Source organism: Enterococcus sp. AZ120, assembly GCF_050546165.1.
Classification (GTDB): Bacteria; Bacillota; Bacilli; order Lactobacillales; family Enterococcaceae; genus Enterococcus; species Enterococcus faecalis.
Genome location: NZ_CP172950.1, coordinates 437,926 through 458,590 on the forward strand (window position 1 = coordinate 437,926; position 20,665 = coordinate 458,590).

Genomic DNA, 20,665 nt, shown 5'->3' on the forward strand with positions numbered 1-20,665 from the left:
GCTAGAGAAATTATGAAATTGTAAATGTTTTCTATATTTTTGCGAAAGAATGAAAACCTTTACATGGTATTTTGAGACATAATAAAGAGGAGAAAGGAGGAACTACAGTGACTATTTATACATGTACATTAAATTTAGCCATTGATTTATTTATCGAAACAGAAGAGCTAGTTCCTTTTGTCGTGAATCGCACGAAGGAAGATGATATTCAAGCAAACGGGAAAGGAGTCAATGTTTCCCTAATTTTAAAGATGTTAGGGATTGATAATACCGCTTTGGGAGTCAAAGCTGGTTTCACTGGGAACTATGTCGAGGATTATTTAAAAGAAAAAGAAATAACCACTGATTTTATCGAAGTCGCTGGCACAACGAGAATCAATGTGTTTACAAAAGTTACCCAAGATCAAAAGGAATACAAATTAGTCAATAAAGGACCAAAATTATCTGAAGAACATGTACAACGTTTTTTGAAAAAAATTTCAGAGTTACGTAAAGGGGATTATTTGTGCGTATCAGGAAGTTTACCACAAGGGGTTTCGCCAAGTATTTTGATTGAAATTAGCCGAATTTGTTTTGAAAAGCAGGTGTTCTTAATTTTAGACAGTAGTTATGAAGAAATTTTAGATTGTTTGCCTTATCAACCATTTTTATTGAAACCAAATGAAGAAGAACTTCAAGAGTGGTTTCATACAGAAGTGCAGACTAAGGACGATTACATTTTTTACGGACAAGAATTACTGAAGCGGGGAGCCAAAAATATTTTACTTTCTTTAGGTAGTGAAGGGGCTTTATTTATGAATAATGAAAAGGTTCTTTCAGGTAATTCACCAACTGGAATGGTTGTGAATACAGCTTGTTCAGGGGATGCAATGTTAGGTACCTTTTTAGCTGGCTGGCATCAAGGACTTTCATTGGAAAAAAATTTAAAAAGAAGTATTGCAGCAGGTAGTTCAACAGCATTTCGCAAAGGATTGACAGATTTTTCAGATGTTCAGGAGTTAGAGCAACAAATAAAGATTCAAGAGGAGGAATAAACAGATGGCTACGTATCAATTAATAGCTGCTACAGGTTGTCCGACGGGAATAGCGCACACGTATATGGCACAGGAGGCATTGGAACAAGCTGCGAAACGTAAAGGTATTACGATTAAGGTTGAAACACATGGTCAGATTGGTATAGAAAACGAGTTAACACCTGCAGAAATCCAAGGAGCGGAGGCAGTCATTATTGCCGCCGACAAAGACGTTCAAGCAGAACGTTTTGCTGGGAAACGAATTATTGATGTCCCTGTCAGTGTGGGGATTAAAGAAGCAGATCGCTTAATTGAAGAAGCACTCGCAGGCAAAGGATCGATTGCGGCCGAAAACCAAGCAGTGGACGAACTTGAACAGGAGACACAAATTTCTTCAGGAAATGTTGGACATAGTATTTATAAAAACTTAATGAATGGCGTCTCTCACATGTTGCCGTTTGTAGTAGCAGGCGGCGTTTTAATTGCTCTTTCTTTTGCTATTTGGGGCATTTATTCATTTGATCCAGAAAGTAGTCAGTATAATGCTACCGCTGCTATGTTAAAAAGTATTGGTGATGCCTCAATGGGCATGATGGTGCCAATCTTATCTGCGTATATCGCAGAGGGGATTGCCAAACGACCTGGTTTGGTTGTGGGCTTTGTCGGTGGTTTGATTGCTAACACTGGTGGTACTGGCTTTTTAGGAGGGATATTATCTGGTTTCCTTGCTGGGTATTTCATTCTTTTATTACAAAGAGTATTTAAAGGTTTGCCTAAATCATTAGATGGTTTAAAAGCAATTTTCCTTTATCCAGTCATTGGCGTTGCAGTTATTGGTATCACTATGTCTTTACTAGCAGATCCGATGAAAGCTGTTAACGAAGGAATGATGAGCTTTTTAGCTAGTTTCCAAAACTCCAGTCCGTTGGTTTTAGGAATTATTGTGGGTTGTATGTGTGCCTTTGATATGGGAGGTCCAGTTAATAAAGCGGCCTATGTTACTGGGACGGCACTCTTAGCTCAAGGAAATACTTCTTTTATGGCAGGAGTTTCTGCTGCCTGCATAGCGCCACCTTTAATTACAGGCTTTGCTACATTATTCTTTGGAAAATACTTTGACACAAATGAACGCAATGCGGGGCTAGTGAACTTTATTTTAGGCTCCACACATATTACAGAAGGCGCTATTCCGTTTGCGGCAAAAGACCCATTGAAGGTTTTACCAATTATGATGCTCGGATCTTCAATTGCGGCAGTCTTAACGTATATGTTTGGGGTACAAGTGCCAGCACCTCATGGAGGCTTTCTTGTTTTACCAGTTGTTACTCACGCTGTTCAATGGGTTCTGGCAATTTTAGCTGGTTCATTGGTAGGCGGTTTATTGCTAGGTTTTGTACAAAAAAGTAGAATCGCCAAACAAGAGCAATCGTTATCAAAAAAATGAAATAACAGGAATTAGGAGTGGATGGAATGGCTTTTATTAAAGAAAATCATATTTTTTTAAATCAACAGTTACAAACGCAAGAGGATGTTTTTCACTTTTTAGCAAAAAAATCAACAGAATTGGAAGTTGCTCAGGACGCACAGGAAGTTTTCGATAAACTGAACGAGCGAGAACAAGAAGGAACAACGGGGATGATGAATGGATTTGCGATACCTCATGCAAAAGCAGCAACGATTCAACAAGCGGCCATTATCATCGTTACCTTGGACCAAGGTGTTGAGTGGCAGAGCCTTGACAACCAATTAACGGAGTTTGTGATTGCGCTGTTTATTCCAGATGCCGAAGCTGGCACGACACATTTGAAATTACTCTCTTCCGTTGCGCGCCTCCTATTAAGAGAAGAAGTTACTTCTGGACTGAAACAAGCAAGTTCGCCAGCTGAAATTGCTACGTTACTAAATAATCAATTAGGAGAGGGAACAGAATGAAAAAAATTAGTGAACAAAAACGTAAACATTTAGAAAATCTGGTAGATGATCAAGGGATTATTGGCGCACTAGCCATTGATCAACGTGGGGCCTTAAAACGCATGATGGGAAAATACAAAGAGGTGACTGCGCAAGAAATCAGTGACTTTAAAGTATTAGTATCTCGTTGCTTAACACCAGAGACTTCAGCAATTTTGTTGGATCCAGAATATGGCCTAGCTGCTGCTGAAAATCGAGCACAGACTTCAGGTTTGTTACTTGCGTATGAAAAAACGGGCTACGATGCTTCGACACCAGGACGGTTACCCGATAGTCTTGATGTTTGGTCGGTTAAGCGTTTAAAAGAAGCGGGCGCAGACGCGTGTAAATTTTTACTTTATTACGATGTTGACGAAAGTGAAGCAATCAATGAACGAAAGAAAGCTTATATAGAACGGATTGGTTCAGAGTGTTTAGCCGAAGAAATTCCATTCTTTTTAGAAATTGTCTCTTATGATGCAAACAATTCGGATAGTGCTTCAAAAGAATACGCTAAAGTAAAACCGCACAAAGTAATTGAAGCGATGAAAGAATTTTCAAAGGATCGCTATAATGTTGATGTTTTAAAAGTAGAAGTCCCTGTGAATATGAATTTTGTAGAAGGTTTTGGCACTGAAAGTCTTTATAGCCAAGATGAAGCGCAGGCTTTTTTCAACATGCAAAGTGAAGCAACACAACTTCCATTTATTTTCTTGAGTGCAGGGGTTAGTGCTACGATGTTTCAGGAAACATTGAAATTTGCAAAAAAAGCAGGTTCCTCGTTTAATGGAGTCTTATGTGGTCGCGCAACTTGGGCAGACGGCGTGCTTCCATTTGTTCAACAAGGTGCTGAAGCAGCCGTTGCGTGGCTTGAAACAACTGGTAAAACAAATGTTGACGAATTAAATCAGGTTTTAAGAGAGAGCGCAGTATCAGTCTTTGAAAAAATCCAGTAATTAAGCTGAAAATATTTACTGAATTTGAACTATTTGGTCATCTGAATTAAATTTTTTCAGAAATCGTCTTCTTTAAGTGAACTCAATGTACGCAAACTCAAAAGATATGATATAATTATTTCGATATCGATGTATGAACACCCAAAAAGTAACATTGCTTTACTTTATTTGGGGAAAGTTGGGGTATTATGGGAATTCCTAAAGAAGGCGAGTTTGTAACCATTCAGAGTTATAAACATGACGGACATTTACATCGAACGTGGCGTGATACGATGGTACTAAAAACGAGCGAGTATTCTTTAATTGGTGTGAACGATCACACGTTAGTAACGGAATCCGACGGACGTCGGTGGGTGACTCGTGAACCAGCCATTGTTTATTTTCACAAGAAATATTGGTTCAATATAATAGCAATGATTAGAGAAAAGGGGGTTTCGTATTACTGCAATCTGGCTTCGCCATATGTTTTAGATGACGAAGCGTTGAAGTATATTGATTATGATTTAGATATCAAGGTTTTTCCAGATGGTGAAAAACGTTTACTAGACGTTGATGAATATGAATTTCATAGCAAACTAATGGATTATCCAGAAGATATTGACTTCATTTTAAAAGAAAATGTCAAGACTTTAGTGGATTGGATTAATAACGAAAAAGGCCCCTTCTCGCCCGAGTATGTAGATATCTGGTATCAACGTTATCAACAGCTATCAAAAAAATAGCCGATGTAAACAGCCCACAAAAGGAGCTTGGAGCATTAGCCAAAATGGCTAATGCTCCAAGCTCTAAATTTTCCGATTTAATTGGTGTTATAGTTCTTTATTCATTTCGTAGTGTTCAATGCCAGCATCCATAAAAGGTGCTCCTGTTTTTTGATAACCTAAACGTTCATAGAAGCCTACAGCGGTGACTTGTGCTCCTAGAGTAATCTTGTGGTAGCCTTGTTCTTTGGCAAAATTTTCCGCCGCTTCCATAATCACTCGTCCATAGTCGGCGCCACGGTAAGCTTTTTCAACGGCCATTCGTTGTAATTTCATAACGCCATTTTCTAGTGGAAGCAAGCGACAAGTTGCGACAGCTACATGGTTCGTGTACAAAACAAAGTGAATACAATGTGCTTCATATTCATCGATTTCCATCTCTTCTGGTACCCCTTGTTCCGCTACGAATACGCGTTGACGAAGCCGGACAGCATCTAAATAAAGATCACTCATGGTATCTTTTGTTTGAGCTACATGCATAGAAAAACCCCCAAGTTCAGAATCTGTTTCTATTTTATTATACCACGAAAAAGTTCTAGCAATGAAGTATTCTCAATGACTGAGGGGGGAAGGTGTGATAAAATAAAACAGCAACAATTGAATAAAAATAAAGGAGGAGCCGCTGTGATTAATCGATTTAAAGAATCGAAATTATTTTTCTGGTCAGTTGAATTACTTGTCGTGGCCATGCTATTATTTATTGCTTCGAAAATTAATTTCTTATTTGCACCGATTGGGACATTCTTTTCAACGTTGTTTGCCCCAGTCTTAGTAGCAGGCTTTTTGTATTATTTACTAAATCCTGTGGTCAATCTACTAATGAAGACGAAAATGAAACGAATTTATGCCGTCTTACTGGTATTTTTATTACTAATCATCGCATTAGTTCTGATCTTATTAACAATTATCCCTAAGTTGGCAGATCAGCTAGCTAGTTTAGCATCAAGTATGCCAGATTTCTTTAAACAAGTGGAGACCTGGATTTATGAGATTGCGGAGTTACCTATTTTTAAACAAATTGATTTAACAAGCTATATTGAAAAAATGGATATTTCTTATGCCAATATTATCCAACAATTTTTAAGTAGTTTATCAAGTAGCTTAGGTTCAATCGTATCAACGGTGGCGTCAACCACCATTGTTTTGGTCACTGCGCCATTTATTTTATTTTATATGTTAAAAGATGGAGATAAGCTAGTACCAGCGATTCAACGCTTTTTACCTGAGAAAAGAAAAGATGATATTGTGGATCTTTTAGGACAATTGAATCAAACCTTATCCAGTTATATTAGTGGACAAGCGATTGAATGTTTATTTGTCGGTACATTTACGATTATTGGGTATTCATTGCTTGGCGTTCGTTATGCCTTTTTATTTGGTGTCATTGCCGGCTTTACGAATTTGATTCCCTATCTAGGACCTTATCTAGGATTAGCGCCCGCTGTCTTAGTGACTATCTTTAATGAACCCGTCAAAGCAGCCTTATGTTGTTTAGTGGTGCTAGTGGTTCAACAATTGGACGGAAATATTATTTATCCAAACGTTATCGGAAAATCTCTAAAAATCCATCCATTAACGATTATTTTAATTTTATTGGTGGCAGGAAATTTAGCAGGTTTGCTAGGTATTTTCCTCGGTGTCCCATTTTACGCAATCTGCCGGACCATTATCTACTATGTTATTGATATGGTCAAAGCGGGTCGTAGTGAAAAAGTTACCAATGCCGTTCTTTTAGGGAATGAAACAAATACGAAAGAAAATAACGGTTAATGATTGAATCCGCTAATCTTTCGTGCTATGATTTTATGGATTAGGATAGAAAATAACCTGTCATAATACTGATTGTGTCTGTTTCTAAGCCTAACCATAAAAAGAGGAAGAACGTTAAAAGAGTACGAGAGTACAGCCTCGGAATTATCAACAATTAAGGAGAGAGAGAACATTATGAATAATGCTGACCCTGAGAGTCAGTCGCTAATTGCGCAACTTCTATTATTAGTCGTGTTGACGTTTATCAATGCCTTTTTGGCAGCGGCGGAAATTGCAGTCGTATCTGTTAACAAGAATCGTGTGGAACAAAAAGCGGAAGACGGCGACGCAAAAGCTCAAAAATTGCTTAAGGTATTGCAAGACCCCAATAACTTTTTATCCACAATCCAAGTAGGGATTACTTTGGTTAATATCCTATCTGGTGCTTCATTAGCAGAGACTTTATCTAGTCGTTTGGCCCCTGTATTAGGTGGCGGCGCCGCAGCTAAGAGTCTTGCCAGTATCATTATCTTAGCGTTGTTAACGTACGTTTCTATTGTATTTGGTGAATTATACCCTAAACGAATTGCCATGAATAAATCAGAAGAAGTCGCTCAATTGACTTCTGGTGCAGTCCGCTTTTTAGGTGTTATCGCGCGTCCCTTCGTTTGGTTGCTATCGGCTTCGACCGATTTATTATCCAAAATCACACCAATGACTTTCGATGATGCCGATTCGAAGATGACACGAGATGAAATGCGCTACATGCTTGAAACAGAAGGTGTTTTGGAAAACGAAGAACTAGAAATGCTACAAGGTGTCTTTTCATTAGATACAAAAGTGGCACGAGAAGTAATGGTTCCTCGGACAGACGCATTCATGGTTGACATCCAAGATGATGTCCAAGAAAACATCAATTTAATTTTAGGAGAAAATTATTCTCGGATTCCTGTTTATAGTGAAGACAAAGATAAAATTGTTGGTATTTTACATACCAAAACGTTACTAAAAGCTGCACGTAATTTAGGCTTTGAAAACATTGAATTAGGCGCGATTATCCAAGAACCATTATTTGTCCCAGAAACCATTTTTATTGATGATTTACTTTATGAGTTAAAACGAACACAAAACCAAATGGCGATTTTACTAGATGAATATGGCGGTGTTGTCGGTTTAGCAACACTGGAAGATTTACTAGAAGAAATCGTTGGTGAAATTGACGATGAAACAGATGAAGTAGAAAATTTATATACACAAGTGGCTGACAATGAATATTTGGTTCAAGGACGCATGTTAATTGACGAATTTAATGAAGTATTTGAAACAGATTTACACATGAGCGATGTTGATACAATGGCAGGTTACTTAATTACAGCATTAGGAACCATTCCTGATGAAGGGGAAAAACCTTCTTTTGAAGTGGGCAATATTAAGTTAACTGCTGAAGAAATGGAAGGCACACGTTTGCTAGTCTTACGCGTTCATTTCTACGATGAAGAAACTGTCGATGAAGAACCAGAAGAAAATCGTCGTTTTTTCCGTAAAGAAATGGAAGATGACGAACCAAGACGTTAAAAATAACCTGTGACATCAGTCGTTTTGACTAATGTCGCAGGTTTTCCTTTTAAAAAACAGCCAACAGCAGCTCTTTATTCTCAAGGCTTGACATGATATACTAGCAAAGGTTAATCAAAAATTATGCTGAAGAAAATAAATAAATAAACATCACAAGTGATAAGGAGATTTTTATGACGATCAATCAAAAAGAAGCAGTCGATAGTCGCCGTACGTTTGCGATTATTTCCCATCCGGATGCTGGGAAAACAACGATTACTGAACAATTATTATTATTTGGGGGCGCCATCCGCCAAGCTGGAACAGTCAAAGGGAAAAAAACAGGGAACTTTGCCAAATCTGACTGGATGGAAATTGAAAAACAACGGGGAATTTCGGTAACGAGTTCTGTGATGCAATTTGACTATCAAGACAAACGGATTAATATCTTGGACACCCCAGGGCATGAGGATTTCTCAGAGGATACGTATCGGACCTTAATGGCCGTGGATAGTGCTGTGATGGTTATTGACAGTGCCAAAGGGATTGAAGCACAAACGAAAAAACTTTTCCAAGTTGTTAAAAAACGTGGTATTCCAATTTTTACTTTTATTAACAAATTGGACCGTGACGGACGGGAACCATTGGAACTTTTAGAAGAATTGGAAGAACTATTGGATATTGAATCTTATCCAATGAACTGGCCAATTGGTATGGGAAAAGGCCTAGAAGGTCTATACGATATTTATAATGAACGTGTGGAATTATATCGTCCAGAAAATAATGGCGGGGAGCGTTTTATTCCTTTAAAAGATGGCGATATCCCAAGCGATTTACCATTGCACAATAACAGCGTTTATCAACAAGTGTTGGAAGATGTTGAGTTATTGGTAGAAGCAGGCGATGAATTTAGCGAGGAAAAAATCGCTCGTGGTGATCAAACGCCAGTCTTCTTCGGTTCTGCTTTGACAAACTTTGGGGTTCAAACATTTTTAGAAACCTTCTTACAATTTGCGCCTGCGCCACATGCGCATAAAACAGAAGAGGGTGGCGAAGTAAGTCCTTATGAAAAAGAATTTTCAGGCTTTGTCTTTAAAATTCAAGCGAATATGAACCCAGCCCATCGTGATCGAATTGCCTTTGTTCGAATTTGTTCAGGTGTTTTTGAAAGAGGCATGGACGTGACCTTAGGTAGAACAGGCAAAAAAGTCAAATTAAGTAACGTGACACAATTTATGGCGGATGCCCGCGAAAACGTCACAGAAGCTGTTGCAGGCGATATTATCGGCGTGTATGACACAGGAAATTACCAAATTGGCGATACTTTGTATGAAGGGAAAATGAATGTTCAATATGAAGAGTTGCCGTCATTTACCCCTGAATTATTCATGAAAGTGACTGCCAAAAACGTAATGAAACAAAAATCTTTCCATAAAGGAATTTACCAACTGGTTCAAGAAGGAGCCATTCAATTATACAAAACATATTTAACGGAAGAATATATCATTGGCGCAGTAGGTCAATTGCAGTTTGAAGTTTTCCAATACCGAATGTCCAATGAATACAATGCTGAAGTGGTAATGACGCCAATGGGTTCTAAAATTGCCCGCTGGATTAATCCAGAAGATTTAGATGAACGCATGAGCTCTAGCCGAAACATTTTGGCACGGGACCGCTTCGACCAACCATTGTTCTTATTTGAAAACCAATTTGCGGAACGCTGGTTTGCTGATAAATATCCAGATGTTGAACTGAAAAGTTTGATGTAAAATTAATTTGTAATCAATCAGTAGCTGAATCTTTAGAAGATTGAAGCTCGCATCTTTAGCAAAAATCTACTAAGATGCGTTGGTTTGCAAGAAGTCCTTTTTTATCAAAATTTGATAAGAAGGGACTTTTTTCTATGAATTGGGAGGATATTATTTTAGAATTTTGTATGGATATTACAGTGAGAGGTTTTTCAAAAATAACAATCAAAAATTATAAATCAAAATTAAGAAACACAGCAAATTTTTTCAAATCAATAAATGTTAAACCGTCACAGATTGAAAAGAAACATATAAAAAGCTGGATAATAGATATGCAAGAAAAAGAAATGCAAGCATCGACAATCAATGTCAGTGTTAGCAGATTAAAGAAGTTATTTGACTATATGTTAATTGAAAAATATATTGAGTATAATCCGTTTGTTGATATTGAAAGATTAAAAGAACAAAGAAAAGTAATCTATCCTTTGAATGATTATGAAATTAAACAAATGCTGACAGTTGCTAAAAAACACCCATACAAACATATAGCACAAAGAAATATTGTGATATTGATGTTGATGATTGAATGTGGGTTGAGGATTAGCGAAGTTTGCGAGATACGAGATGAAGACATTATGAATAATCAAATCATTATTAGAAAATCAAAAAATAATAAGGATAGAGCCGTTGCTGTCAGTCCAATTCTCAAAAAAGAAATAATAAAATATCATCGAATTAAGAAAAGAAAATATGGGCTGTTAGAAGGGAATCCTTTTATTATCAGTAATCTAGGTAAAAAATTGAATGAAAAAAGTATTTGGCAGATTATGCAAGAAATAAAGAAACAAATTGATATAAGAGATTGTGTTCGTTTTTCGGGTCATACGCTAAGACATACTTATGCAAGTATGCAATTAAGGAACGGATTAGATATTTATACGTTAAGTTTAAATATGGGGCATAGTTCAATTGAAATGACTCAAAGATATGTTCAGACGTTAAATAGTGAAGATTTTATTGAGAAATCTATTAAAACAAGTACTTTGCTGAATTTGAGGTAAATAAAAAATTATTATACTGAATAATAAGATGGTAGTAGTTGTACTAGGTTGATAGGTAGGATATATTTAGTCATTCAAAAAAATTTAAATATAATGTATAATGGTAAGAGAATAGAATAGTGGAGGTATTTACGTGAACTGGGATGGTTTAATGGGTCTTATGTTTAACTTTAATAATATAAAAGATTTTTTTGAATTATTATCGTATATATTTACAGTTTTAAGTTTTATAGCGATTATTTACGCAATAAAAGGGTTTAAAAAATCGGTTGAAGATACAAAAAAGGTTGAAGAATCAAAATTAATGGAAAATTCTATAGAAGTATTGAAAATTTTTTCTACTAACATTATCCCAAGTATAGAAAAATTTGATAGCGAAGCAAAAGAAGAATATGAAAAGTTAAAAATTCAAATGATAACTAAAGTTCAGGAAAAAGAAAACAAAACGATTACGGAACTTCCCAAAAAGCTAGATTCACTTGTTGAAATTTCTGCTAAGCTTAAAGCACAAGGTGGAAGTATATTTAATCAACTTGAACAAGTTTGTGCGTATGTCAGTTATGAATTAGTGTTGCACGATGTAGTTTACCCAACTGTACATTCGGTATTTATTGAATTTGTTAATGATAACAATGATTTATTAAAGGCAATTACAAGTGAGGATGCACCTTTTCAAAATGTTCATAAAGTTTATAGTACTTGGAAAAAACAATCAGATAGAGAGCTCTTAGAAAGAGAAAAAGATGTCATTGAAGAGAAGCTAAAAGAGATAAATTAAGAAAAATATGGTAAAATAAGGATGGAGGTGAGAGGGTATGTCAGAAATTTTATTGAATACTCTTATACAAGAAACAAATGAATCAATTAAAAATGAAATAGAACGTATGCATTCAGAGTCTTGGAAAGATAATGCTTTTGTTGAAAAAAGTGATGTTTTAGAAAGTGAAAATTTAGAGTAATATGTTTGTCTGAAACCTTCTTTTAATTTTAGAAGGTTTTTTTGTTCTACAAATTTGCAACCTCCTAACAACGATGCTATAACGGTCCTTGTAAGAGGGATACTTTTGTAATTAGTATCCCTTGAAGATGTTGATTTATCAACATCGAAACAGACCACAAAGATGAAAAGGAGACTTTAACTATTATTCAATGTAAAAGTATCCCTTTAAAACAGCATAGGAGGAGGTAAAATGACACGAAATATTATTAATGTAAAACCTATAAAAGATAAACAAGTGATGGTAGATTTTTTAACGGAATTAAAAAAAGGAAAACATGGGAAAAGAGACCATTTGATATTTACCATAGGTATTTTCACTGGCTTACGAATTTCTGATATTTTAAATTTGAAAGTTTCTGATGTTCAAAATAAGACTACTACAGTCATTGTCGAGAAAAAGACAAATAAACAAAGAGAATTAAATCTATCCAATTTGACTAGTTTAATAGATGGAAATTTGAACGTTATGTATAAAATTTGTTGACAAAAAATGTAATTAATAACAAAACTCCTTTGATAATTTGTCAAAGGAGTTTTGAAATTAACGTGAAAACCAAGTACCATCCTGCATTTTAATACTATTATTAGCTATTTTTGTGTTAGGATTTTTTATAGTTACCTTACTAAATTTAGTAATTGGAAAAGCTAAGCTCTCTATACTTTCTACATTTTTAGGGATAATTAATTCCCCTGAATAATTTGAATTTGCAAATGCCCCTCTACCAATTGTTTTTAGATTTTCAGGAAGTTTTAATTCTCCACGAAGCATCATAACAGTACTAAACGCATTATTACCAATATGTTCTACAGAATCAGGTAAATTTATTTCAAAAGAGGAGTATGCTTTACTAAAAATACTATCGCCAATAACCTTTAAACCATCATTGAAAACAACTGAGGTTGGTGCAGATTTTTCAAATGAAGAACTCCCTATTTCCGTCAAGAATTTTGGAAATTGTATCTTACCATTTAAATTGGTTGATTGAAAAGCATTATTTTTAATTTTTGTAACTGGGATATCATGAATCTTATCTGGAAATACTAATGTTCCAGTCATTTTAGAATTTCCGTATAGATAATCTCCATTATAATTAGAACTCTTATCTATAGATAGCGTTCCATCTTCTAGTTGAGAAATTTCAACCCAGATTTCTGTTTCACCTGCTCTATTATTCTCACTTCTAATTTTAACGTACTTTTGTTCTTCTGTAATTTTTGGATATTGAGGGGAAGGAGTCTTTCTTGTTAAGTTACCTTCTGCTTGCTCTAAACTGTCAGTAAATATTGTCGATAAACTAGGTTTTAAAGTATCTCTAAATAGTAAATAGCTAATAGCTATAAAAATCCCAAATATAATTATTGCAACAACTATAAATAGTCCTTGACTTGTTCCATTTGTCATAAAAAATGACCTCCTTTTTGTTATTTTATTTTAGTATAAATTATAGCAAGTACTTATCAGAAATCAATTTTATAGAACATCATAACAATTGTTAAAAAGGTTTTGTCTTGTGGAATAGAGTATTTAAAGATAAATAATAGAAAAGTAAAGGAGGATTAATTCGCTGGACATATGTTATTTTTGATGCAATAATAAATGTATACCTTGACGAAACACCATTGCCATATAATTCGATACAATATTTGATAATTATATTCTTCTATATGATATAAAAGCCCTAATTTGCTCTAGTATTTACTCCTCCAGTGGTACTAGGGTATTTTTGTATAGAAAATAAACGATTAAACTAAAGAAAGAAGGGAGGTTTTGCAGGATGACAAATAAAGTCATTGGATATATCAGAACAAGCACTAGCTCACAAGATTTAGGATTAGAAGTTCAGAAAAAAGCGTTAGAACGGTATGAATCAGACATTATTTATTCTGAAAAAGTTAGTGGAAGAAAAGAGAAGCGAACAGAACTTGAAAAAGCGTTAGAAAATTTGGATACAGGAGATACTTTACTCGTCTACAATTTAGCTAGATTAAGCAGGTCGAGCAAGCAGCTAGTGAATTTAATGTCAGAATTAAATGCAAAAGGTATTCATCTGAAAAGTATTCAAGAGAGTGTAGACACGAAAACAGCCACAGGAAGGTTATTCTCCACCGTTTTAGCTGCTATTGCCGAATTTGAAGCAGAAAATATCAGTATACGAACAAAAGAAGCATTAGCGAATTCAAATAAAAAACTTGGGAGACCTAAAGTTAAAAATAACACGAAAAAGAAAGTTTTAAAGCTATATCAGAATAAAGAATTATCACTAAATGAAATTGCTGAAAAATGTGGTATTAGTGTGAAAACTGTCTATAATTTGGCTAAAAGTGAAGGATTATCAAGAAAATAGTACTTGCTATTTTTTTGGACAAGCGATAAGATTTAGTAGTATAACATGATGTTTAATCGGTACAAAACCAAGGTTTTTTACCGATAATTTATTAAAAAAATAACTGACAGACAAAGACGAGTGTATCAATGTTTTAAAGATTGATAGATTGGTCTTTTTTTATGCAGAAAAAACCTTGGTTTATTACATTGAATGAGAGTGAGAAAGGATTGATTTTGTGGGACTAAGTAAACGTACAAAGATTGGTATAGGAATAATAGGAGCAATTCTAATTTCTAGTTGGGGAATTTTCACCTATGTTCAAAAACAAAAAGAGTTGAAAAGAGAGCTAACTATTGAAGAAACAAAAAAGACCATTTTCGGCAGTAGGTAAAACTTATTCAAATGAAGATGGTCAATTAGTGATGACATTTAAGTTTGAAAAAGAGTATATTGATGAAAATAAACGACAAAAAATGGAGTATTATCTCTGTAATTCTCAAAATGATGAGTTAACTAAACTAGCGTTAGATTCAAAAGATAAAGTTCAATATACTGTTGATTTGAAAGAAGCAGTTCGACCAGAAATCACGAAATTCGTTAATACAGGAGACGGGCAATATTCTTATGACCCCTATAGATTTCAAGAATTATTAGCCAATGAATTTAAAAATGAGAATTATTATTGCGTAGCAATTCCTAAAAATTATATGAAAAAACATGATATTGATAATTACGAGAAATTTGCAGAAGAGAATAGTTTCTTTTCACGTGATTTTACCTCTGAATTGGATTATTCAGGATATAACGAACATTCAGTTAAAGGAGGATATTCAACCATCAGTGAATATGTTTCAAGCTTAATCACGAATGAATTATCACCAAAGGATTTTGCTTATTTAGTAACAAAAGTAAAAGGAAATGTTCCCAGAGCGGTAGAAATTTTAAATGCAACACTTTTTGAAGGTCAATATTCCAAAAAGTTAAAAGATGGTTATTTTGCGAGAGGGAATTATGATTTTAGAAGAACAGGGTATGTCATAGCTGAAGATTTTGGTTTACCCATATATAGTCCAATGAGTTTATATCTGAGAACGTATAGTGTTTCTGAGAGTGAAGAAAAATCTTTAGCAAGAGATATATCAGAATGGAACCAACAAATTATTGATGACAAAGAAAAGTATGAAAAAGAATCTGATTTGATTTTTTTTGATAAAAAGATTAAAAAGTTAGGAAAAATTGAAAATGCTCTATTTACTTTTCGTATAAATGATGATTTAGGACAATGGTTGGAAATCACAACGGATGATGTGAATGAATAGTTTAGATAAGAAGAAATATGTGCAAAATAAAGTAAAACGAACGTTTGTGAGAGCCAACGTGACCATACCTAAGATTGTTTTAAATAAATTGGCAAATGAATTATATAGTCAATTTGAAAAACTATCTGATAAACAGCAGGAAAAATTGATGTTTTCCGAGGATTTGGTGATTGAATTATGTAATAAGCATATGGATAAAATGAATACAGAATTGTTAGAAGAGATATGAATTTATTCATGTCTCTTTTTTATTTACAAAATTATCTTAAAAATTTTGTAAAAAGTCACTTAAAAAATGACCCTCGAAAAAGTCAGTAAAATCAATACTTTTCTACTTCTTGACAAAATTAACAGATTGTTGTTATATCAACGTTTTAAAGTGTTATTTTTCAAAAAACACCTCTCAAACGCCATGAAAAAATTTTTGTGGGTAATTCTACGCTTAAATGAATCTGAGAGGTGTTTTTTAATATGTAGATAGATTTAAAATTTGAAAAAATACCGATATATCAGCTTTTTTTTAAGATTTTACTGTTTCTAATAAAGTGCTAGGAAAATAGGAGATAGCAAAATGAAATTTCTGATAAAAATATACTACTTATTTTTTAGTGTCCAATTGTGACAGAATTACTTTACTTCAGATTGAAATGATGATATAGTCCGGCAACAATGATTAATAAAATAATTAATGGAGGATAAATATATGAATGCAAAAAAATTAACAGAAGAGGAATTGATTGAGAAACAAGAAAAGGTAAAAGCTTTGCTACATATCTTAGATAAAATTTACGGAGTTAAAATGACTGTGTTTTCTAAGGCAATCGGTATTCATAACCAAAATTTGCACAATTTCAGGAAAGGAAAACGAGGTCTATCAGAAGAAAAAACAATATTATTGGAAAAAGTAATCGTCTTAAAATACGGCAGATTATTAATGTTGGAGGATAGTGAATATGAAGTGTTATCTAAGTAGTATTAAAAATAGTGAAAAACCTAATTCATCAATGGTTAAAGCAATTTCAACTACAATTTTAAAAGAATTAGTAGATATCTCTTTAGAAGAGCTTGCGATTGAGATTTCTGAAGAAGGAAAAACTGTTGTTTTATCAGAATTATCGGAACAAAAATTATCAAAATATACGCCAATTGTTGGTCAAGAAATTATTATGTTAGATTTTGATAATAAAGACGAAAATAATCAGTATACTATTGCTGACTTAGAACAAGATACATTTATGTTAGAAAATGCTTGTTTTATCTATCGGACTTTTAGTGATGATGATTCTAATGTAGATAAATTTAGAGTTGTCTTTCATTTAGATAAATTAATAACTATGAATTCTGAGATAGAAGAGATATATAGAAGATTATTTGAAATGTATCCACAAGCAGACAGGAGTGTTGGACAAACAAGTAGAATGTTTTTTGGAAGTAATAAAGGATACGAAGTGATTGATTGGGATAATAACTTGGATACTTCAAAATTGTTAGAGCCAACAAATACAGATATTTATAAAGGTATAGAAGCTATAAGTGGTGAAATGATTGATAATTCTATACCGAATTATGAATTATTAAAATTAGGTAGACTTGATATTGTGAAAGAAAAGCTAGGAGACAATTATAAACAAGAATTTCCTGACGATTACAATGCAATGAACTACTTTAAATCGTTAGATATGAGAGAGTTTCTTGAATTATCCGATGAGAATCCTTTTTATGATATTTTTCATGAAGAGACAGAACCTAGTGCATCAGTATTTTATGCTGAAAAATATGGGATATTCTTATATAAATGTTTTAGTGAAAGTCATCCTTATTGTGGGAATATTATTTCTTTACTAGAACGATATTTAAAAATATCTTCAATTGAAGTAGTTAATTTACTAGTAGAAATTAGTAGCTCAAAAGTAACAAATACATCGAAATTAGGACAAAGTAAATTTAACGCCCAAAAATTTAAAAAAGAATTACAATCAGGAGAATTAGAAGAAAACTATCCTGAATTATATAAATACTTTAGTAGATACCAAATAGAAATTCCTGAAAACATATTTAATAATTTGATATTGGAACAAAAGAAAGATAGTAATAAATTAAGGACTAGTAATATTTATGAACCAACGAACTTAACTGATGAAAATAAAGGTAATAGCGAAGGGATAGCAAAAATTTTGAGGGAAAATAAAGTAACGGTCGGTAGTCTAAGTTACGAGTTAGTATATAGATTATTTGGTGAAGAAAAAGCGTATCAAGATTTTCCACAATCCTATGAACCACTTATTCAACGAAAAATGATTAAAATGAGTAAAACCAATAGTAATATAAGTCAAGCAAGTGAGAAGTTAGAAAAAACAGCTGTTAAAATTATCATGAACGAGATAGAAAAAAAAGGATATGTATACGAAAAAGATGTTATTTCTAAGTTAGCTAAAGCGAGAAGGTTGAAAATAAACGATACTAAGAGAAAATTCCAGAAAATTCGAGTAGATGTATACAATAAATATGATTTAGAAAGAGAGAGATTAACAAAAGAGTTATATCAAAAATTTAACATCCAAGAGAGCTATACATCTAAAGTTGTTATTTATAAAAGAGATATTCTAGGCAGATAGTGAGAGTACTATCTGTCTTTTCTATTATTAAATATAAACAATAAAGAATAATTTCTATACATAAAGAATATTATCTCTTTTTGTATTTATTCAAAATTGCGTATCGAACTAAGAAAATCCTTATCGTTTACCCCTAGAAATATTGATGAAATTGATAGAAATCATTTGATACCTCTATAAGGAATATTCCCTCTAGAGGTATCAAATGATGAGGTTAACAAAATTCAATAAAACTAGGGGAAAACTATTTGTTTTCACATATATAAATACGCAAAAACTTATTTACAATAAAGAATAGTGTGATATAAATAGCTGTAAAACATTGATATATCAGTATTTTTATTTTTAGGTGCCAGCAAGATGGACTCTTGCTTACTTAATAGGTATTCTTATGTTTAGTAATATAGCTAAAGTTTGCTCTATTTCCTAATGCAACAAGTTAGTGGTAATTAATCATGAATTCTAGTTTGAATAGCTTTTTAGGGAATCAGCTTTAAACATCATCATATCAATAATATATCTTTAATGATATATTTTGTTCTATATTAAATGTCTAGGTGTTTAAATAACGTTAAATACGTTTTGAACAGTCAGCTTTCATCCCTTAGTGTCTTGAAAATGATTTTCGACTAATTATACATAAAAATTTATAATCGCTTAAAACGCAATTTAAGCAGCATAAAATTGATTTTGAATTTTAAGCAAAGAAATTACTAATGATTTTTAATAGTCAATAAGATTTGAGAAGTATTAATCTATAATTTGACCATCAGAATTCATTTTTTCAATTTCAACTATTTGTTGTTCATAGAATGGCGAGGTAGATATTTTAATCTTTTTATCTGTTGAAATCGTTAAAGAAGAAATATAATGAGGAGTTACTGCCACTTTAGCAGATGTTTCTGACAACGTAATTAATAATGATTGATTGTCGCCAAAAGTAGTATATTCAGAAACAATAGCAACTAATCCATCTTGATTTGTTAGTATCGACAAATACTTAGGAGCTTCGATAATCCATCCAAATTGCATCTTGTGAGTATTCATTATATGTTCCAACTCTCTATTTGTTTTTTTGTTAGTATAATAGTAACTTAAAAAAAGAAAAAGTGCGAGATAAGAAAATCTTTATAGTTTATCTCTAGAAACACTGATAAAAATGGTAGGATAATAAAAGTCAATAAAATCTAAGGTAATCTACCTGTTTTCACACATATCTTTACGCAAAAAAACTATTTACATAGATAATTGTGTGAAAAACAGCTGTAAAAAATTGATATATTAGTATTTATTTTTATAGTGCCAGCAAGGTACATCTTGCTTACTTAATAACACTGTCTAGGTTTAGTAAAATAGCTAAAATTTACTCTCTATCAGTGATTATGTATTTTTATATATAACGAAACGCTATGTTTCTATCTTTTTAATTCAGTAAATGAAAGTACTTAGAAAATCTATATGAACCTATATCTAACAACAATATACATAATCTTATATAAAATGAAGCAATGGATTTTTTTGGATAATAAAATAACTTGCAACGTATTTTAAATAGCCTGTATTATCTCTAGAGAGTGTTAGAAATCATTTTCGATAAATTATACATAAAAATTTAAAACGTCTTAGAACGAAAAAAAGCAGCATATAATCGATTGTAGAAATCTATAAAATATTTTTAAACTTTCAAATGCTAAAATGACTTTATGAATAGTATTTTAAAACATAATCTGATGGAAAGATAAAAATTTTACTTATACCAGTTTTAGAATTTGAAAAACTATATGTAAAGATTGATATAATAACAATTTGTTGATTTTGTTAATAGGTATACCCCCCTTCATTTTATTGACTTTTGAAGGGGGGGAACTTTTTTAAGTATATTTTGACAATGTTTTTGAGATAAAAAAGAAGATAAAAGGAGTATTAATGAATAGAGAATATTTACATATGAAATATATATTTAAAAATAAGTTGACTATAATGATTTTTGATGATAGTCTTCTGGACCAATTATAGTGAATGGAGGCTATTATTATGAACGGAACAGTAACTATCATTTCCAATAATTTAAGCTATAAACAAGCAATATTTTCTTTATTAGCACTTAACTCATTGCCGGAAGATTTTATAGGAAATCAGGTATATCGTGATACCGTAGAAAAAATTATTGCTCAAACTTTAGATAGCTTAGAAAATGAGCTAACTATTATAGAATCACTACCTAATATTGAAGGTAGTACTTATTTTTAGATAATTAAAACATTGTAGTTGATTTATAGATATTTATAGATATACTGATTATTGATAAAAGAGGATGATATTAATTATGAGTAGAAAACGAGATTATAGAGATATTGAAAAAGAGTTTCATCAACTAATGAAAAAGAAATACTATCCAAAACAACACAATCAAAAATTACAATTATTGATGGATGAATTAAAAAAAAATTATGATTTTTCAATTTATACAGAAGATACTTCAAGAGCAATTGCTTTGCATTATCATATGTCTCAAAAATTTCAAACAGATAAACCTAGTCTATTTTAGATTAGGTTTTTTTATTATCCAAAACTGGCTTAAAAACTGTTATAATAGAAGAGTATGACAACTG

At 32.6% G+C, this 20,665-nt stretch carries 21 protein-coding genes and 1 pseudogene; 19 read left to right on the forward strand and 3 right to left on the reverse strand.

Annotation, left to right across the window (positions count from 1 at the left end):
* The first annotated feature begins 107 nt into the window (after nucleotides 1-107).
* The 5 genes from pfkB to bph all read left to right on the forward strand — a co-directional run bounded on the left by pfkB (nucleotide 108) and on the right by bph (nucleotide 4,641).
* A complete protein-coding gene (gene pfkB, locus IGJ46_RS02200) occupies nucleotides 108-1,034 on the forward strand; it encodes a 1-phosphofructokinase (protein ID WP_002355534.1) in 927 nt (308 codons plus the stop codon).
* A 4-nt stretch (nucleotides 1,035-1,038) separates the two neighbouring features.
* Nucleotides 1,039-2,457 carry a PTS fructose transporter subunit IIC gene (locus tag IGJ46_RS02205; RefSeq protein ID WP_002355535.1) on the forward strand — a complete coding sequence of 473 codons (1,419 nt, stop codon included), beginning with the start codon at nucleotides 1,039-1,041 and terminating at the stop codon, nucleotides 2,455-2,457.
* 26 nt (nucleotides 2,458-2,483) lie between these two features.
* Nucleotides 2,484-2,945 (forward strand): fructose PTS transporter subunit IIA, encoded by a 462-nt coding sequence (locus tag IGJ46_RS02210; RefSeq protein ID WP_002358680.1) that lies wholly within the window; start codon nucleotides 2,484-2,486, stop codon nucleotides 2,943-2,945.
* Entirely contained in the window at nucleotides 2,942-3,919 is a 978-nt protein-coding gene (gene lacD, locus IGJ46_RS02215; protein WP_002375930.1) for a tagatose-bisphosphate aldolase, read from the forward strand. Before IGJ46_RS02210 ends, lacD begins: the two co-directional genes overlap by 4 nt.
* 188 nt (nucleotides 3,920-4,107) lie before the next feature.
* On the forward strand, nucleotides 4,108-4,641 hold the full coding sequence (bph, locus tag IGJ46_RS02220) for a biofilm phosphatase Bph (protein WP_002355538.1): 534 nt from the start codon (nucleotides 4,108-4,110) through the stop codon (nucleotides 4,639-4,641).
* Nucleotides 4,642-4,728: 87 nt separating this feature from the next.
* Here bph and IGJ46_RS02225 read toward each other — a convergent pair whose 3' ends face one another.
* Nucleotides 4,729-5,160 carry a GNAT family N-acetyltransferase gene (locus tag IGJ46_RS02225; protein WP_002355539.1) on the reverse strand — a complete coding sequence of 144 codons (432 nt, stop codon included), beginning with the start codon at nucleotides 5,158-5,160 and terminating at the stop codon, nucleotides 4,729-4,731.
* A gap of 75 nt (nucleotides 5,161-5,235) precedes the next feature.
* Between IGJ46_RS02225 and IGJ46_RS02230 the strand changes: the two genes are divergently transcribed.
* The 7 genes and pseudogenes from IGJ46_RS02230 to IGJ46_RS02260 form a co-directional block, all read left to right on the forward strand.
* On the forward strand, nucleotides 5,236-6,450 hold the full coding sequence (locus IGJ46_RS02230) for an AI-2E family transporter (RefSeq protein WP_002384914.1): 1,215 nt from the start codon (nucleotides 5,236-5,238) through the stop codon (nucleotides 6,448-6,450).
* Nucleotides 6,451-6,624: 174 nt separating this feature from the next.
* Nucleotides 6,625-8,004, forward strand: coding sequence for a hemolysin family protein (locus IGJ46_RS02235; RefSeq protein WP_002363168.1), 1,380 nt, complete (start codon nucleotides 6,625-6,627; stop codon nucleotides 8,002-8,004).
* Between the two features lie 173 nt (nucleotides 8,005-8,177).
* The gene (locus IGJ46_RS02240; protein WP_002355543.1) at nucleotides 8,178-9,752 is read left to right on the forward strand and encodes a peptide chain release factor 3; all 1,575 of its coding nucleotides are present in this window, start codon (nucleotides 8,178-8,180) and stop codon (nucleotides 9,750-9,752) included.
* Between the two features lie 74 nt (nucleotides 9,753-9,826).
* Nucleotides 9,827-10,792: a tyrosine-type recombinase/integrase gene (locus IGJ46_RS02245; protein ID WP_218391421.1), complete on the forward strand. Its 966-nt coding sequence runs from the start codon at nucleotides 9,827-9,829 to the stop codon at nucleotides 10,790-10,792.
* Nucleotides 10,793-10,925: 133 nt separating this feature from the next.
* The gene (locus IGJ46_RS02250; RefSeq protein ID WP_218391422.1) at nucleotides 10,926-11,570 is read left to right on the forward strand and encodes a hypothetical protein; all 645 of its coding nucleotides are present in this window, start codon (nucleotides 10,926-10,928) and stop codon (nucleotides 11,568-11,570) included.
* Between the two features lie 37 nt (nucleotides 11,571-11,607).
* Nucleotides 11,608-11,751, forward strand: a complete 144-nt coding sequence (locus IGJ46_RS02255; RefSeq protein ID WP_010776239.1) for a hypothetical protein — start codon at nucleotides 11,608-11,610, stop codon at nucleotides 11,749-11,751.
* Between the two features lie 231 nt (nucleotides 11,752-11,982).
* Nucleotides 11,983-12,255: pseudogene (locus IGJ46_RS02260) on the forward strand (tyrosine-type recombinase/integrase); the annotation flags it as partial.
* 78 nt (nucleotides 12,256-12,333) lie between these two features.
* On the opposite strand, the gene IGJ46_RS02265 reads toward IGJ46_RS02260, so the two are convergent.
* Nucleotides 12,334-13,194: a leucine-rich repeat domain-containing protein gene (locus IGJ46_RS02265; RefSeq protein ID WP_048949480.1), complete on the reverse strand. Its 861-nt coding sequence runs from the start codon at nucleotides 13,192-13,194 to the stop codon at nucleotides 12,334-12,336.
* Nucleotides 13,195-13,567: 373 nt separating this feature from the next.
* On the opposite strand from IGJ46_RS02265, the gene IGJ46_RS02270 reads away from it, so the two are divergent.
* The 5 genes from IGJ46_RS02270 (at nucleotide 13,568) to IGJ46_RS02290 (ending at nucleotide 18,053) form a co-directional block, all read left to right on the forward strand.
* The gene (locus IGJ46_RS02270) at nucleotides 13,568-14,137 is read left to right on the forward strand and encodes a recombinase family protein (protein WP_218391423.1); all 570 of its coding nucleotides are present in this window, start codon (nucleotides 13,568-13,570) and stop codon (nucleotides 14,135-14,137) included.
* Between the two features lie 335 nt (nucleotides 14,138-14,472).
* A complete protein-coding gene (locus IGJ46_RS02275) occupies nucleotides 14,473-15,438 on the forward strand; it encodes a hypothetical protein (protein ID WP_256356966.1) in 966 nt (321 codons plus the stop codon).
* A complete protein-coding gene (locus IGJ46_RS02280) occupies nucleotides 15,431-15,667 on the forward strand; it encodes a hypothetical protein (RefSeq protein ID WP_218391424.1) in 237 nt (78 codons plus the stop codon). The genes IGJ46_RS02275 and IGJ46_RS02280 overlap by 8 nt, the downstream gene beginning before the upstream one ends.
* 474 nt (nucleotides 15,668-16,141) lie before the next feature.
* Nucleotides 16,142-16,411 (forward strand): hypothetical protein, encoded by a 270-nt coding sequence (locus tag IGJ46_RS02285; RefSeq protein WP_048340625.1) that lies wholly within the window; start codon nucleotides 16,142-16,144, stop codon nucleotides 16,409-16,411.
* Entirely contained in the window at nucleotides 16,392-18,053 is a 1,662-nt protein-coding gene (locus IGJ46_RS02290; protein ID WP_218391425.1) for a hypothetical protein, read from the forward strand. Before IGJ46_RS02285 ends, IGJ46_RS02290 begins: the two co-directional genes overlap by 20 nt.
* A 750-nt stretch (nucleotides 18,054-18,803) precedes the next feature.
* Here the strand turns inward: IGJ46_RS02290 and IGJ46_RS02295 are convergent.
* Complete coding sequence (locus tag IGJ46_RS02295; protein ID WP_224561195.1) at nucleotides 18,804-19,049, reverse strand: hypothetical protein; 246 nt, start codon at nucleotides 19,047-19,049, stop codon at nucleotides 18,804-18,806.
* Between the two features lie 1,038 nt (nucleotides 19,050-20,087).
* Here IGJ46_RS02295 and IGJ46_RS02300 point away from each other — a divergent pair.
* Together IGJ46_RS02300 and IGJ46_RS02305 are read left to right on the forward strand one after the other, a co-directional pair.
* The gene (locus IGJ46_RS02300) at nucleotides 20,088-20,303 is read left to right on the forward strand and encodes a hypothetical protein (RefSeq protein WP_023894822.1); all 216 of its coding nucleotides are present in this window, start codon (nucleotides 20,088-20,090) and stop codon (nucleotides 20,301-20,303) included.
* A 76-nt stretch (nucleotides 20,304-20,379) separates the two neighbouring features.
* On the forward strand, nucleotides 20,380-20,601 hold the full coding sequence (locus IGJ46_RS02305) for a hypothetical protein (RefSeq protein ID WP_010819209.1): 222 nt from the start codon (nucleotides 20,380-20,382) through the stop codon (nucleotides 20,599-20,601).
* The last annotated feature ends 64 nt before the right edge of the window (nucleotides 20,602-20,665 follow it).

What these genes read in the sequence shown, in the direction of transcription:
- IGJ46_RS02205 (WP_002355535.1), top strand. Translation starts at nt 1,039, where the DNA reads ATGGCTACGTATCAATTAATAGCTGCTACAGGTTGTCCGACGGGAATA.
- IGJ46_RS02210 (WP_002358680.1), top strand. Translation starts at nt 2,484, where the DNA reads ATGGCTTTTATTAAAGAAAATCATATTTTTTTAAATCAACAGTTACAA.
- lacD (WP_002375930.1), top strand. Translation starts at nt 2,942, where the DNA reads ATGAAAAAAATTAGTGAACAAAAACGTAAACATTTAGAAAATCTGGTA.
- bph (WP_002355538.1), top strand. Translation starts at nt 4,108, where the DNA reads ATGGGAATTCCTAAAGAAGGCGAGTTTGTAACCATTCAGAGTTATAAA.
- IGJ46_RS02225 (WP_002355539.1), bottom strand. Translation starts at nt 5,160, where the DNA reads ATGCATGTAGCTCAAACAAAAGATACCATGAGTGATCTTTATTTAGAT.
- IGJ46_RS02230 (WP_002384914.1), top strand. Translation starts at nt 5,236, where the DNA reads ATGACTGAGGGGGGAAGGTGTGATAAAATAAAACAGCAACAATTGAAT.
- IGJ46_RS02235 (WP_002363168.1), top strand. Translation starts at nt 6,625, where the DNA reads ATGAATAATGCTGACCCTGAGAGTCAGTCGCTAATTGCGCAACTTCTA.
- IGJ46_RS02240 (WP_002355543.1), top strand. Translation starts at nt 8,178, where the DNA reads ATGACGATCAATCAAAAAGAAGCAGTCGATAGTCGCCGTACGTTTGCG.
- IGJ46_RS02245 (WP_218391421.1), top strand. Translation starts at nt 9,827, where the DNA reads ATGCGTTGGTTTGCAAGAAGTCCTTTTTTATCAAAATTTGATAAGAAG.
- IGJ46_RS02255 (WP_010776239.1), top strand. Translation starts at nt 11,608, where the DNA reads ATGTCAGAAATTTTATTGAATACTCTTATACAAGAAACAAATGAATCA.
- IGJ46_RS02265 (WP_048949480.1), bottom strand. Translation starts at nt 13,194, where the DNA reads ATGACAAATGGAACAAGTCAAGGACTATTTATAGTTGTTGCAATAATT.
- IGJ46_RS02270 (WP_218391423.1), top strand. Translation starts at nt 13,568, where the DNA reads ATGACAAATAAAGTCATTGGATATATCAGAACAAGCACTAGCTCACAA.
- IGJ46_RS02280 (WP_218391424.1), top strand. Translation starts at nt 15,431, where the DNA reads ATGAATAGTTTAGATAAGAAGAAATATGTGCAAAATAAAGTAAAACGA.
- IGJ46_RS02285 (WP_048340625.1), top strand. Translation starts at nt 16,142, where the DNA reads ATGAATGCAAAAAAATTAACAGAAGAGGAATTGATTGAGAAACAAGAA.
- IGJ46_RS02290 (WP_218391425.1), top strand. Translation starts at nt 16,392, where the DNA reads ATGAAGTGTTATCTAAGTAGTATTAAAAATAGTGAAAAACCTAATTCA.
- IGJ46_RS02300 (WP_023894822.1), top strand. Translation starts at nt 20,088, where the DNA reads ATGAACGGAACAGTAACTATCATTTCCAATAATTTAAGCTATAAACAA.
- IGJ46_RS02305 (WP_010819209.1), top strand. Translation starts at nt 20,380, where the DNA reads ATGAGTAGAAAACGAGATTATAGAGATATTGAAAAAGAGTTTCATCAA.